12 protein-coding genes, 1 rRNA gene and 1 other annotated feature are annotated in these 14182 nt (G+C 42.1%); all 13 genes read right to left on the reverse strand.

Annotated features, from left to right (window positions below; all coding sequences use genetic code 11):
- Nucleotide 1: 1 nt before the first annotated feature.
- A complete protein-coding gene (cysS, locus tag ACIQXH_RS19810; RefSeq protein ID WP_402991656.1) occupies nucleotides 2-1402 on the reverse strand; it encodes a cysteine--tRNA ligase in 1401 nt (466 codons plus the stop codon).
- A gap of 2 nt (nucleotides 1403-1404) precedes the next feature.
- On the reverse strand, nucleotides 1405-2055 hold the full coding sequence (gene cysE / locus ACIQXH_RS19815; protein WP_402875743.1) for a serine O-acetyltransferase: 651 nt from the start codon (nucleotides 2053-2055) through the stop codon (nucleotides 1405-1407).
- A 77-nt stretch (nucleotides 2056-2132) separates the two neighbouring features.
- Nucleotides 2133-2377 (reverse strand) — a binding site (T-box leader).
- 48 nt (nucleotides 2378-2425) lie between these two features.
- On the reverse strand, nucleotides 2426-3877 hold the full coding sequence (gene gltX / locus ACIQXH_RS19820) for a glutamate--tRNA ligase (protein ID WP_402875745.1): 1452 nt from the start codon (nucleotides 3875-3877) through the stop codon (nucleotides 2426-2428).
- A gap of 88 nt (nucleotides 3878-3965) precedes the next feature.
- Complete coding sequence (gene ispF, locus ACIQXH_RS19825) at nucleotides 3966-4445, reverse strand: 2-C-methyl-D-erythritol 2,4-cyclodiphosphate synthase (RefSeq protein ID WP_402875747.1); 480 nt, start codon at nucleotides 4443-4445, stop codon at nucleotides 3966-3968.
- Between the two features lie 17 nt (nucleotides 4446-4462).
- Nucleotides 4463-5149, reverse strand: a complete 687-nt coding sequence (ispD, locus tag ACIQXH_RS19830) for a 2-C-methyl-D-erythritol 4-phosphate cytidylyltransferase (RefSeq protein ID WP_402875748.1) — start codon at nucleotides 5147-5149, stop codon at nucleotides 4463-4465.
- Between the two features lie 21 nt (nucleotides 5150-5170).
- Nucleotides 5171-6268: a PIN/TRAM domain-containing protein gene (locus ACIQXH_RS19835; protein ID WP_402959583.1), complete on the reverse strand. Its 1098-nt coding sequence runs from the start codon at nucleotides 6266-6268 to the stop codon at nucleotides 5171-5173.
- A gap of 230 nt (nucleotides 6269-6498) precedes the next feature.
- Nucleotides 6499-7572 (reverse strand): DNA integrity scanning diadenylate cyclase DisA, encoded by a 1074-nt coding sequence (gene disA, locus ACIQXH_RS19840; RefSeq protein WP_402875752.1) that lies wholly within the window; start codon nucleotides 7570-7572, stop codon nucleotides 6499-6501.
- Between the two features lie 2 nt (nucleotides 7573-7574).
- Entirely contained in the window at nucleotides 7575-8963 is a 1389-nt protein-coding gene (radA, locus tag ACIQXH_RS19845) for a DNA repair protein RadA (protein ID WP_403125376.1), read from the reverse strand.
- 210 nt (nucleotides 8964-9173) lie between these two features.
- Nucleotides 9174-11615, reverse strand: a complete 2442-nt coding sequence (gene clpC, locus ACIQXH_RS19850; protein WP_402875756.1) for an ATP-dependent protease ATP-binding subunit ClpC — start codon at nucleotides 11613-11615, stop codon at nucleotides 9174-9176.
- Nucleotides 11616-11723: 108 nt separating this feature from the next.
- Nucleotides 11724-12800, reverse strand: coding sequence for a protein-arginine kinase McsB (gene mcsB, locus ACIQXH_RS19855; RefSeq protein WP_402875757.1), 1077 nt, complete (start codon nucleotides 12798-12800; stop codon nucleotides 11724-11726).
- Nucleotides 12797-13348, reverse strand: coding sequence for a protein-arginine kinase activator protein McsA (gene mcsA / locus ACIQXH_RS19860; protein ID WP_402875759.1), 552 nt, complete (start codon nucleotides 13346-13348; stop codon nucleotides 12797-12799). Before mcsA ends, mcsB begins: the two co-directional genes overlap by 4 nt.
- A gap of 21 nt (nucleotides 13349-13369) precedes the next feature.
- Entirely contained in the window at nucleotides 13370-13831 is a 462-nt protein-coding gene (locus tag ACIQXH_RS19865; RefSeq protein ID WP_402875761.1) for a CtsR family transcriptional regulator, read from the reverse strand.
- A 261-nt stretch (nucleotides 13832-14092) separates the two neighbouring features.
- A 5S ribosomal RNA gene (rrf, locus tag ACIQXH_RS19870) occupies nucleotides 14093-14182 on the reverse strand; the annotation flags it as partial.

The following is a 14182-nucleotide window of genomic DNA, read 5'->3' on the forward strand; positions in this document are numbered from 1 at the left end:
GTTACCCTCTTTTCCATCTTGTACCTTGAGGGGTATCCTCTAATATAATGTTCATGCTCTTTAGACGATCACGAATCTCATCAGACAACCCAAAGTTACGGTCTTTCCTAGCTTGAATCCTTTGTTGAATTAAACTCTCGATTTCCTCGTCCAGTAATCCCTCTTCCTCTTCAAGGGAAAAGCCCAGGACGGAGAGTAGATTTTGGAATTTACCAAGAAAAGCTTTAATGACTTCCTGGTTAGTATTCTTCTCCATCAAGTAATAATTCGCTTGCTTAGACAGTTCAAAAAGAATGGATATCGCGTTCGCCGTATTGAAATCATCGTCCATTTCCTTAATGAATTGTTCGTGCAGTTCATCGATTTTCTGCAACCATACCTCATTATTTTCTGTTAACCCATCGCTTACTTGAAGGCGATGTTTCAGGTTTTGATAGGATGTTTTCAAGCGATCGAGAGCAGCCGTTACATTTTCAAGCACTTCTTCACTATAATTGATTGGATGACGATAATGTACGGATAACATGAAGAAACGCAATACTTGTGGGTCATACTTCTGTATGATGTCATGAACAAGAATAAAATTGCCTAATGACTTCGACATTTTTTCATTATCAATATTGATGTATCCATTGTGCATCCAATAATTCGCAAAGGATTTTCCCGTTAACGCCTCGGATTGTGCAATTTCATTTTCATGATGGGGAAAAGCTAAATCCTGACCGCCTGCATGGATATCAATCGTATCACCAAGGTACTTCTTAACCATCGCTGAGCATTCTATATGCCAGCCAGGGCGCCCCATCCCCCATGGGCTTTCCCAAGAAATTTCGCCAGCCTTCGCCGCTTTCCAGAGGGCAAAGTCAAGTGCATCCTGCTTCTTCTCGCCGACTTCAATACGAGCTCCGACCCGCAGTTCATCAATGGATTGATGAGACAACTTCCCATACCCATCGAATTTACGAGTGCGAAAATACACATCCCCTTCAGATTCATACGCATAGCCTTTTTCAATCAACGTCGAAATGAATTCAATGATTGTATCCATGTTTTCCATTACGGTTGGATGTTCATCCGCTTTTTTGCAACCTAGAGCAGAAACATCTTCAAAATACGCTTGAATAAAACGCTCTGAGATGGTTGGGACATCCTCCCCTAGTTCTTTGGCAGCTCGAATTAGCTTATCATCAACATCCGTGAAATTCGAAACGAAATGCACATCGTATCCTCTATACTCCAAGTATCTTCTCACGGTATCGAATACGATTGCTGGCCTAGCATTCCCAATATGAATGTAGTTATAGACTGTAGGCCCGCATACATACATTTTCACTTTTCCTTCTTCCATCGGTACGAAGGTTTCCTTCTGTCTAGTCGCTGTGTTATATATTTTTATCGCCATTTTTATAAACTCCTTTCTTCCTGCTTCCATTTTGCTAACTCTGTTTTCAAAGCATGAATTTCCCTATCCATTTCCTTTAGACGGTCAGCAATTGGATCAGGAAGATCTGAATGATTAAAATCTTTCTTGATTTTTATGCCATCTTGAATGACGACTTTTCCAGGAATGCCAACCACCGTTGAATTAGCGGGCACTTCCTTTAAAACGACCGAGCCTGCACCAATTTTGGAATTTTCACCGACGGTAATCGAGCCAAGCACTTTGGCTCCCGTGGCAATCAATACGTTATCTTTTATCGTAGGATGACGTTTGCCTTTTTCCTTTCCCGTTCCTCCAAGTGTCACTCCTTGGAAGACAGAGACATTGTCACCAATCTCGCATGTCTCACCAATGACAATCCCCATCCCATGATCGATGAAGAAACGACGACCTATTGTAGCCCCGGGGTGAATCTCAACCCCGGTAAAAAACCGACTGATTTGTGATACACTTCTGGCCAGGAAAAAGAACTTTTTCTTGTATAGTACATGAGCCATCCGATGACTCCATATTGCATGCAACCCTGCATACGTTAAAATAACTTCTAAATAGCTACGCGCTGCAGGATCCTGTTCAAAAACCACTTCGATATCCTCTTTAAACATCTTTAACATGATGATTCCCCCCTATGCTATATCCTTTTAGTCATCCCTTATTTTAAAGCATATAAAAAAGCGCCTCTGTCCAAATAGACAGAGACGCTTTGAAGCGCGGTTCCACTCTGTTTGGAATGAATAGCAGGACCAAAGGCCAACTTGTTCCATTCCCAACTTTTATCCTGTAACGGAGGACATTCCGCCTATGCCTACTAGAGGTTAGTTCAGCAAAGGACTCAAGGGTGCATTTCGGAAAACGAGAGGCTTGAACCATTTTCAGCAGGTTATGGTTCTCTCTAATAAGCTTCGTTTACTTACTTCTCCCTATCTACGCGTTCTTTTGTAAGATTATTAATTACTATATTACATTTTTGTCTAATTGTTAATATTAAATACTTAGAATGCGTTGTTTAATTTTTTCTTTGCCCAGTAGGGAAATCGCTTTTGGTAGGTCAGGACCATGAGTTTGACCAGTCACCGCCGCACGGATTGGCATGAATAACTTTTTACCCTTATGTCCTGTGCTTTTTTGTACCGCTTTGATCGATTTCTTGATTTCGTCGGCTTTAAATTCCTCAAGCCCTTCTATTTCTTTAAGGAAGGCTTCCATGACTTCAGGTACTTGTTCCTCCGCTAGGACTTCTTTCGCTTCAGGCTCATATTCAAGATCATCTTTGAAGAATAGTTCGGAAAGTTCAACGATTTCCGCCCCATAACTCATCTGTTCTTGATAAAGAGAAACTAGACCACGCACCCACTCTTCTTCTTCCGGAGAACGTGTTTCAGAAATCTTGCCGGCCTTCACTAGGTGAGGGATGGACAATTGCACTGCACGTTCCTCATCCAATTGCTTCACATACTGATTATTCATCCAAGTGAGTTTTTGCTTATCGAATAGGGCCGGTGATTTGGATAGACGGTCCGCTTCGAAAAGTTTAATGAACTCTTCCTTAGGGAAGATCTCTTCCTCGCCGCCTGGTGACCATCCAAGTAAAGCAATGAAGTTGAATAAAGCTTCAGGCAAGTAACCCAACTCTTCATATTGTTCGATGAATTGGATAATTGATTCATCACGCTTACTTAATTTTTTCCGGCTTTCATTGACGATCAACGTCATGTGTCCGAACACAGGAGGCTCCCACCCGAATGCTTCATAAATCATTAATTGCTTAGGTGTATTAGAAATATGGTCATCACCGCGAAGTACATGCGAAATCTTCATTAGGTGGTCATCGACCGCTACCGCAAAGTTATACGTCGGGATTCCATCTTTTTTGATAATGACAAAATCGCCAAAGCCATCCGTCTCAAATGAAACATCATCCTTAACCATATCTTTGAAAGTAAGGACTCTGCCCGAAGGAACGGCGAATCGAATACTCGGTTTTCTGCCTTCAGCCTCTAGTTTTGCTTGATCTTCCGCTGTTAAATGACGACACTTACCGGAATACTTGGGTGTTTCGTTCCTTTCAACCTGTCCTTCACGTTCTGCTTCAAGCTCTTCTTCCGTACAATAGCATTTATAAGCCAACCCTTTGTCAAGAAGCTCTTGGTACAACCCTTGATAAATGTCGTTCCGCTCTGATTGACGATACGGTGCGAACTCCCCGCCAATATCAACGCCTTCATCCCAATCCATTCCAAGCCATTTTAAATACTTCAGTTGGCTTTCTTCGCCGCCCTCTATATTTCTTTTTTTGTCAGTATCTTCAATGCGGATAATGAATTTTCCACCATTATGACGTGCATACAGATAATTAAATAAAGCAGTCCTCGCATTTCCTATATGTAAATGTCCAGTCGGACTTGGTGCATAGCGAACTCGAATATCGCTGTTCATGATATATATAGACCTCCCAGTCTCTCTTTTCTTCGTTCTATTTTACCATTTAACCTCAAGGGAATAAAGGTTTCCACCTAAACGACAATCAGTTAGTTTTAACCAACAAGACAACAGCCTGTGCTGCGATTCCCTCGCTTCTGCCCGTGAATCCAAGTTTCTCGGTCGTAGTCGCCTTCACATTGATTTGATCCACTGAAGCATCTAAAAGCTCTGCTATCCTTACACGCATTTCTTCAATATACGGCGCCATTTTAGGGCTTTGGGCAATAATTGTACAGTCTGCATTACCCAACTCATAACCTTCTTTTTTGACGATTGCCCAAATATACTGCAATAACTTAGCGGAATCAGCATCCTTAAATTCCGGATCGGTATCCGGAAAATGCTTGCCGATATCACCTGCACCAATTGCACCCAAACAAGCATCTGCAACCGTATGTAGCAATACATCAGCATCTGAATGCCCAAGTAACCCTTTCTCATGCGGGATTGTTATCCCTCCAATTATTAAAGGCCTACCTTCAACTAGCTGATGTACGTCATATCCCTGGCCAATTCGAAACATCTCATTCTCCCCTATCTTCACTTTTCAAGTTGTTGTTTATGTAAAATCGCGTCCGCAAAATATAAATCTTCCTGAGTCGTAATCTTAATATTATCATAATTGCCTTCAATAATGACTACCTGTTCATCGATCCGTTCTAGCAAGCTTGAATCATCCGTACCTAAATACGACTCCGCTTCCGCTTTTTCATGGGCGTTAATTAATATGGATGCACGAAAAGCTTGTGGTGTCTGTACCGCCCACAAGCTTGATCGTTCCACTGTTTCCGTGACTGACCTGTCATTTGCTTTTTTAATCGTATCCTTTACGGGGACTGCAATGATGGCTCCACCATGGAGACTGGCTGCGGACGTTAATTCACTAATTTGCTCTTGGGCGATAAAAGGACGTGCCCCGTCATGGACTAGAATTATCTCTTCCCTCACATACTTCAATGCATTATGGACGCTCTGTTGACGTTCCTTACCACCTTCAACGAGTTTCTTGACCTTCTTAAATCCGAAGGAAGCCACCATTTCCTTGAAGTAATCCTCTTCTGTTGGGTTTATCGAAAGGAAAATACCCCGGCAGTTTGGATCCTCTTCAAAGACACGAAGGGTGTAGACAATGATCGGGGTACCCGATAGTTCAATAAAAAGCTTGTTCTTGCCGGCCTTCATTCTCTTTCCTTGTCCGGCTGCAGGTATCACTACTTCATAAAACATAACGGTTTCTCCTACTCTTCTTTATAATGCTTTTTCTAATAGTTTAGGTTTAGCAAAGATCATCCGACCCGCTGATGTTTGAAGAACGCTTGTCACAAGGACATCAATACGTTTTCCAATATAATCGCGTCCGCCTTCGACAACGATCATCGTCCCATCATCCAAATAGGCAACACCTTGATTTTGCTCTTTCCCATCCTTAATCACCTGTACATTCATTTCTTCCCCGGGTAGTACGACGGGTTTTACGGCGTTCGCTAAGTCATTTATATTGAGGACCGCTACATTTTGGAACTCGCATACTTTATTTAAATTGAAATCATTAGTGACCACCATGCCACCTGAAATCTTGGCAAGCTTCACTAATTTACTATCGACTTCCTGGATGTCTTCGAAATCCCCTTCGTACATCTCCACTTTAATCGGAAGGTCTCTTTGAATCCTATTCAGGATATCCAAGCCCCTTCGACCCCGGTTTCTTTTCAAGGCATCAGAGGAATCCGCAATGTGTTGAAGCTCATTTAATACAAACTGAGGTATCACGATGGTTCCTTCGAGGAAGCCGGTCTGACAAATATCCGCAATTCTCCCATCAATGATAACGCTTGTATCGAGGATCTTCAACCGTTTGCTGTAGCCTTCCTCATCCTCTTCGGCCATTTCCCCGTCAGAGGCTTTTTTCTTATTGTTTTTGGAGAAAAGATTCAGCAGTTCATCACGCTTTTTAAAACCGACCTGAAACCCTAGGTATCCAAATAAAAGCGTAAGAATAATAGGCACGACTGTATTTAAAATGGGGACTCGAATCGCACTGAAGGCCGACCCTACTAAAAACGCCGCAAGCAGACCAACTAAAAGGCCTACACTTCCAAAAATTATATCGGTAATTGGAAACTTAACCAGTTGTTCTTCTAACCACTTCATAAAATAGACCACATGATCTACTGCCCAAAAAGTAATAAGATAAAAGATAATAGCACCCAACAGTACACTAACATAAGGATTGTTTAATAAAGCAATATCATCTGCATGGACAACACTTAATAATTCAGGAATAAGTAGCATACCAAGTGTCCCACCAATTATTAAGAAACATGCCTGTATAATGCGTTTTAACATTCCCTTTCACCTCCCTCTTCTCATTATTGACCAATCCAAAAAAAATGAAACCATTGAAAATTCGTTTTCACTATATATCAAGAAATTCCCTGAAGGACTCCTGTGATGTATCCATATTGACCCTTCTCTTTTTCGTAATTTTAGCCTAGCATCCTGGGTTTTGGGTGTCAAAAATAAACACTATTCAATTTCAAGCTAAAATAGGAAAATTTAGAAAGTGATGGATCACTTTACATCCTTCGATTAGTGACAAGTTGATTTTTTAATATCCGAAGACCCTCTCTAATTTTATTCGCGCGAACTTCCCCAATTCCTTCCACTTCATCAAGTTGCTCAACCGTCGCCTTATTGATTTCTTTAAAGCAATCAAATTGTTTCACTAGATTATCGATGATCAGACCTGGTAATCGGGGGATTTTATGAAGGATTCGGTACCCCCTGGCATGGACAGGGGCATCTACATGAATATGACCCTGGTACCCCAGTATCTTCAGCAGGATGCTCTCATCTAGCTTTTCCTGCATGGCAAGTTCCTGAAGGCGAAGAATGGTTTCCTCCGGATTATCTTCCTTATTGGACGAGTAATCTTTGATAAGCCATTTTCCTTCTGTTTCGATATCTGCTAATATCTCATTCATCTGCAGGCGAATCAGCCTACCTTCTGTACCCAGTTCATTGAGGTATGTCAGTAACTCCGCTTTGATTCGAAGAACCATCACGTACCGGTGGAACACTTGCAAAAGATCCTCGTACGTTACTATTTCCTCGAATTCGAGGGCTCCCAATACCGAAATGCTCTGCTGTAGCACGACCTTATACTTTTCCAGGGTCTGGATGGCCAGATTGGCTTTCGCGAGGATGACTCCTATATCTTTAAGGGCATATCGAAAATTCCCCTGGTATAGGGTGATAACAGTCCTCCGCTGAGAAATGGCAATCACTAATGATTTCGTCTCCCTCGCTACCCTTTCCGCTGTTCGATGCCTCATGCCGGTCTCTGTAGATGGCGCACTATTATCCGGGACCAATTGTGCATTGGCAAAAATGATTTTGTCGGCCTTCTCGTTCAAAATGATGGCTCCATCCATTTTTGCCAACTCATATAATGTACTTGGGGTACAGGCACAGTTAATTTGGAAACCACCATCCACAATCGCTCGTACCTTTTCGTTGTACCCCACAACAATCAATCCACCCGTATTCGCCCTTAATACATTTTCAATTCCTTCTCGAAGAGGTGTGCCTGGGGCCACAATTTGCAAAATCTCCAACTTTGTTTTCTCATACCCTTTTTTCTCTGTCATCCTTAACCCCCTAGCGTATGGTGAAGCGCCTCAGAAACTGATGAAACCCCAATGATTTTGATGCCTTTTGGAGCAGTCCAGCCCCCTATATTATTGGCTGGGATGATGACCCGTTCAAATCCGAGCTTCGCTGCCTCCTGAACTCGTTGTTCAATCCGGGAGACCCTTCTAACTTCCCCCGTCAACCCCACTTCACCAATAATGCAATCAGCTGGATTCGTGGACTTGTCACGGAAACTTGATGCAATACTAATGGCAACTGCCAGATCTATGGCTGGTTCATCTAATTTAACGCCCCCCGCGACTTTTAGGTACGCATCTTGGTTTTGCAGGAGCAAACCGACTCTCTTTTCTAAAACTGCCATTAAAAGTGAAACTCGGTTATGGTCAATTCCAGTGGCCATTCTCCTTGGGTTTCCGAAACTAGTCGGTGATATCAGGGCTTGTATTTCGACAAGTACTGGTCTTGTCCCCTCCATCGAGGCGACAACGGTCGATCCTGAAGCACCTTGGGAACGCTCCTCAAGGAAGATTTCCGATGGATTCGCCACTTCTTCCAAACCATGTTCCTTCATCTCAAAAATGCCCATTTCATTTGTCGAACCGAATCGATTCTTGACTGCACGGATTATCCGATATGTATGGTGTCTTTCTCCCTCAAAATATAAAACGGTATCCACCATATGTTCAAGCAGACGAGGTCCGGCAATCGCCCCTTCTTTTGTAACATGTCCCACGATAAAAATGGCAATTCCATTGGTCTTGGCAATGCGCATTAAAGAAGATGTACATTCCCTCACTTGGGAAACGCTTCCCGGGGCTGAAGTCACTTCCGAATGGTACACGGTTTGAATGGAATCAATGATGACCAGGTCTGGCTTTACCTCTTGGATGGCCTGCTGGATATAGTCCATATCGGTCTCGGCATACACCAATAAGTTCTCCGACATCGCTCCTAACCGATCCGCTCTTAACTTCGTTTGTTTGATGGATTCTTCCCCAGAAATATATAATACTTTCTTCTGTTTATGAGCTAATTGTGCAGACACTTGCAAAAGGAGTGTTGATTTGCCTATCCCCGGGTCTCCGCCGATCAATACAAGTGATCCTTGGACAATACCACCGCCAAGTGCACGATTCAATTCTGCCAAATCCGTCGTAATGCGTGGTTCTTTGTCCGACTGAATGGTTGTGATGGGTGTCGCCTTCTCACGCTCTGCAGATCCCCTCACTTCTGAATGGGTAAATGCTCCCTTTCGAGCTGGCTTAACAATCTCCGTCTCTTCAACCATCTTGTTCCATTCCCCGCATCCAGGGCATTTTCCCATCCATTTTGCTGACTCATACCCACAAGATTGACACATGAATTTCGTTTTCTTTTTTGCTGCCATAGTAACTCCTCTTTCTCATAATACTCATGTAAAAGATATTATATATTGGTTTTATTTAATCCTTCTTATTTAAAGTTATTAAGAAATTTATTTTTACTCTCTATTCGATTCATCTTATAGAGTAGTTCCTCTAGGTACAATTTCGTCATGAATAAAAACAGAGGTACACTGCTGAGAAATCTGAGTGTACCTCGAAGTTAAAGAATGACTTTATTCACTTATGTTGACGGGATCGCCATTTCTGATCGCAAATTTATTGTCCACGACATCCATCACGACCGTTTGCCCTTTTTGCACATTTCCTTTGAGCAGTTCTTCAGATAGGTAATCTTCGACATGTTTTTGTAGTGCCCTGCGAATTGGACGTGCCCCATATTCCGGATCATATCCTTCAGATGCTACTTTTTCTCTAGCTGCATCTGTAAGCTCTAAGAAAATTTCCTGTTCCTTCAAACGGGAGATGAGCTGATTGGACATCAACGTAACGATTTGTTTCAAATGATCCTTTTCTAATGAATGGAAGACGATCGTCTCATCAATACGATTCAGGAATTCTGGACGGAAGGCACGTTTTAATTCTTCCATCACTTTCCCTTTCATATTTTTGTAGTCTTGACCAGTGTCCTGAATATTGAAGCCTACATACTTATCAGTCTTCAATGCAGAAGCTCCGACATTCGATGTCATAATCAGAATCGTGTTCCTGAAATCCACAGTACGGCCTTTTGAATCCGTCAATCTTCCGTCTTCAAGGACCTGTAGAAGAATGTTGAATACATCTGGATGTGCCTTTTCAATTTCATCAAGTAGAACGACGGAGTATGGCTTTCTACGTACTTTTTCAGTCAGTTGTCCGCCCTCCTCATATCCCACATAGCCTGGAGGAGAACCAACTAGGCGTGAAGTTGAATGTTTCTCCATATATTCCGACATGTCGATACGGATCATGGCATCTTCATCACCGAACATGGATTCAGCCAATGCACGACCAAGTTCCGTTTTACCGACTCCTGTTGGCCCTAGGAAGATGAATGAGCCGATTGGACGTTTAGGATCCTTCAGCCCCGCTCTTGCACGTCGTACTGCTTTGGAAACGGCTATAACAGCCTCTTCCTGACCAATTACACGATCATGGAGAATAGATTCCATATTTAGAAGTTTATCTGACTCCGTTTGTGCCAATTTAGTAACCGGGACTCCAGTCCAGCTGGATACGACATGTGCGATGTCTTCCACCGTCACTTCACTATTTTCTTGCCCTTGTTTCTCTTTCCACGTTTTCTTTGTTTCTTCCAATTGTTCTCTTAAGCGTTGCTCCGTATCACGAAGCGATGCAGCTTTTTCAAACTCCTGGCTTTGAACGGAAGCGTCCTTTTCTTTCCGGACTTCATCTAATTTCACTTCAAGTTCTTTTAAGTTTGGAGGTGTAGTATATGAACGCAACCGGACTTTCGAACCTGCTTCATCAATTAAATCGATTGCTTTATCCGGAAGGAAACGGTCGGAAATATATCGATCAGATAACTTAACAGCCGCATCGATAGCCTCATCAGTGATTGATACACGGTGATGGGCTTCATACCGGTCACGTAACCCTTTAAGAATTTGAATGGACTCTTCTGTTGTTGGTTCATCCACTTGGATGGGTTGGAAGCGGCGTTCGAGTGCAGCATCCTTTTCGATATATTTACGGTACTCATCCAATGTGGTTGCACCGATACATTGCAGTTCACCACGGGCCAATGATGGCTTAAGGATATTAGATGCATCGATGGCACCTTCCGCCCCACCAGCACCAATCAATGTATGCAATTCATCAATAAACAAGATGATATTTCCTGCTTGACGGATTTCGTCCATCACTTTCTTTAATCGATCCTCGAATTCACCACGGTATTTCGTCCCCGCTACGACCGTCCCCATATCAAGTGTCATGACACGTTTATCACGTAGGATTTCAGGAACCTCATTATTGATGATTTGCTGTGCTAGGCCTTCAGCAATAGCAGTTTTACCCACCCCTGGCTCACCAATTAATACAGGGTTATTCTTCGTGCGTCTGCTCAACACTTCGATGACACGCTGAATTTCCTTGCCTCTACCAATGACAGGGTCCAAGCTGTCTTCACGAGCGATGGCCGTTAAATCACGAGCAAGACTATCAAGGGTTGGAGTGCTTGCATTAGAGGCGGTTGAACCTTGATGTCCACCTGACTCATTGCTACCTAATAGTTGTAATACTTGCTGTCTTGCTTTATTTAAACTGACGCCAAGGTTATTTAACACACGGGCTGCTACACCTTCTCCTTCTCGAATAAGTCCAAGGAGTACATGTTCTGTGCCTACATATGAATGACCTAATTTCCTTGCTTCATCCATGGATAGTTCAATGACTTTCTTCGCTCTTGGCGTATAATGAATCGTTTGGGCTTTGTCCTGGCCACGGCCGATTAAGTTTTCCACTTCTTTCTGGATCTTTTCCGCACCTAATCCGAGAGCGTATAATGCTTTGGCTGCAATACCGTCTCCCTCGCGAACTAAACCTAAAAGGATGTGCTCAGTACCAATATTATTATGACCTAACCGGATAGCTTCTTCTTGGGCTAATGCTAATACTTTCTGGGCTCTTTCAGTAAAACGACCAAACATCATAGGGAATTCCTCCTTTAGAATTTTCGTTTTGAATAAAGCTTTTGACTCTGCATAAAATCTTGCAGATGCTTCGCTTTAACATGTATAGCAGATGATCGATTGACTTTTCTATGAGAAGGAGGATTCTGTGAAATCCAAGTGTTCTCGTATAAGAGCTGCTCGACGGATATCCCTTTCATGTGTCCTTAAAGGTCCACCTGCGTATTTTTGTAAAAAGCCTGGCTGAGTCAGAATCATTAACTCATTTAGGATGCTTTTTGAAATGTTTTTTATATATCCTATATCTATCCCTAACCTAACATCGGAGATACAGGTAGCTGCTTCCTTGGTCCCAATGATTCGGGCATTTGATAATATACCATAGGATCGGAAAACCCTATCCTCTAATTGTATGTGAGAGGTCTTCACTAATGCATCTCTGGCTGACCTTTCCTGGGCAATGATCTGCTGAACTACACTCGTTAGATCCTCCACGATATCCTTCTCGGATTTTCCGAGAGTGATCTGGTTGGAGATTTGAAAGATGTTTCCTAGAGCTTGACTGCCCTCTCCATAAATCCCGCGAACCACCAGTCCCAATTGATTAATGGCCGGTATAATATGATTCATTTGCTGAGTTAGTACAAGACCCGGGAGATGCATCATGACTGAGGCCCTCAATCCTGTTCCCACATTAGTCGGACAGCTAGTTAAGTATCCTCTTTCTTCATCATATGCATAGTCTATGGATTCTTCAATCCAATCGTCAAGAACATTTGCGAGTCTTAAGGTTTCCTTAAGTTGCAATCCTGACATCAAGCACTGGATTCGGAGATGGTCCTCTTCGTTAACCATGATGCTTATTTCTTCATTCTCGGAAAGAAGGCATGCCCCTTTTGCCGATTCTTCCACTAAATGTGGGCTGATCAAATGTTTTTCAACAAGCACTCTCTTTTCCAGTGACTGCATTTGATCAATTTCCAGAAGTTCCAGCTTGCCAATCTCTTGGGTAACTTCCTCTTCAATTCTTTTCTTCACTAATTCAATGATTTCTTTTGCCTCTTCATTGGAAAAGGCGGTAGGAAAGGTAAAGTCTTTAAAATTTCTGGCTAAACGAATTCGTGAACTTAATACAATATCCATTTCTGGACCTTCATGATTCATCCAGGAACTCAAAGCGTTCTCCATAAATTTCTCCAAACTCATGATTCATCGCCCCCCTCCTGTGCCTCATACCTTTTTTCAAGGGAACGAACCTTATCTCTTACTTCGGCCGCCTTCTCGAACTCTTCCTGTTCGATGTGTACCTTTAAATTCTCTTTTAAGTCAGAAATTTGTTTTCGAAGGTAAATACCGCCACCAATTCTTTTTGGGATTTTCCCAATGTGTGCAGTATTTCCGCTATGAACCCTCTTTAGAATCGGATTTAACTGATCATTGAACGTTTTATAACACTCGGCACATCCAAACTTTCCAATATGGACGAATTCCTTATATGAACGATGACAATGAGGACAGCGTTTTTCTTCTGTCATAGGAAATGAATTAGCCTTTGTCTGTTGAATATTCGACTCGATATTTAACAATCCTGCTAACAAATTATTTATTGAAAATCCATGCCCACCCGCATCCATGAACATCTCACCTTTTTCCTGAGCACATTTCTCACAAATCATGACTTCAGTCTTTTTTCCATTAATGATTTTGGTAAAGTGAAGAGTCGCAGGTCTTTGATGGCATTCTTGACAAATCATTCATTCATCACCTCTGCCAGTTTATTTATATTTTAAAGTTGTAAGCATGGCTGATAAAATTCGCGCCCTTAATTCATCACGATCAGGTAGGTCTATATAGATAACGGATCTATCAATGACACTCATCATGATTTTAGCTTCCCTTTCATTAATGACTTCCTCGCTCATCAGCCGAGCGATGACCCCTTCCGCCATAGATTGAGGCACTCTGGAACCAATAAGGGATAATAACTGGTTGATGAGTTGCACGTAATCCTGCGATTTCACCTTCATAATCCGAATATACCCGCCACCGCCACGCTTACTCTCAACAACATAGCCTCTTTCGATTGTAAACCTGGTATTAATTACGTAATTGATTTGAGAAGGAACACACTGAAATTTATCTGCTATTTCACTTCTTTTAATTTCTAGGATATCTTTCTGACTTATTTCTAGCACTTGCTTCAAATAAGTTTCGATAATATCAGATATGTTTCTCACTCAACCTCCTCCAATCTGACTTTGACTATATTTGACTATTATTATACAAGGAAAAATGCATATTGCAAATTAAAACGCACTAACTTCTTTTTGCATTACCTATTTTCTCCAAATTATATGTAGTTACATACCTATTGCACACGGTAAAATTAAAATATCTTTATAATTACCCCTAATGGATATATTCAAAACCACCTTAATCCTTTAATCGTACTTTTAGAACGCAAAAAAAGGCCAGCCTAATGGCTGACCTTTAAAATGGCTTGGCGGCGTCCTACTCTCACAGGGGGAAACCCCCAACTACCATCGGCGCTGAAGAGCTTAACTGCCGTGTTCGGAATGGGAACGGGT

Origin of the sequence: Peribacillus sp. NPDC097225, from assembly GCF_044761955.1 — a bacterium.
Lineage (GTDB): Bacteria > Bacillota > Bacilli > Bacillales > DSM-1321 > Peribacillus.

Excerpts from the sequence above, each read along its gene's own strand:
- cysS (WP_402991656.1), bottom strand. The coding sequence starts at position 1,402 with ATGGCGATAAAAATATATAACACAGCGACTAGACAGAAGGAAACCTTC.
- cysE (WP_402875743.1), bottom strand. The coding sequence starts at position 2,055 with ATGTTAAAGATGTTTAAAGAGGATATCGAAGTGGTTTTTGAACAGGAT.
- gltX (WP_402875745.1), bottom strand. The coding sequence starts at position 3,877 with ATGAACAGCGATATTCGAGTTCGCTATGCACCAAGTCCGACTGGACAT.
- ispF (WP_402875747.1), bottom strand. The coding sequence starts at position 4,445 with ATGTTTCGAATTGGCCAGGGATATGACGTACATCAGCTAGTTGAAGGT.
- ispD (WP_402875748.1), bottom strand. The coding sequence starts at position 5,149 with ATGTTTTATGAAGTAGTGATACCTGCAGCCGGACAAGGAAAGAGAATG.
- ACIQXH_RS19835 (WP_402959583.1), bottom strand. The coding sequence starts at position 6,268 with ATGTTAAAACGCATTATACAGGCATGTTTCTTAATAATTGGTGGGACA.
- disA (WP_402875752.1), bottom strand. The coding sequence starts at position 7,572 with ATGACAGAGAAAAAAGGGTATGAGAAAACAAAGTTGGAGATTTTGCAA.
- radA (WP_403125376.1), bottom strand. The coding sequence starts at position 8,963 with ATGGCAGCAAAAAAGAAAACGAAATTCATGTGTCAATCTTGTGGGTAT.
- clpC (WP_402875756.1), bottom strand. The coding sequence starts at position 11,615 with ATGATGTTTGGTCGTTTTACTGAAAGAGCCCAGAAAGTATTAGCATTA.
- mcsB (WP_402875757.1), bottom strand. The coding sequence starts at position 12,800 with ATGAGTTTGGAGAAATTTATGGAGAACGCTTTGAGTTCCTGGATGAAT.
- mcsA (WP_402875759.1), bottom strand. The coding sequence starts at position 13,348 with ATGATTTGTCAAGAATGCCATCAAAGACCTGCGACTCTTCACTTTACC.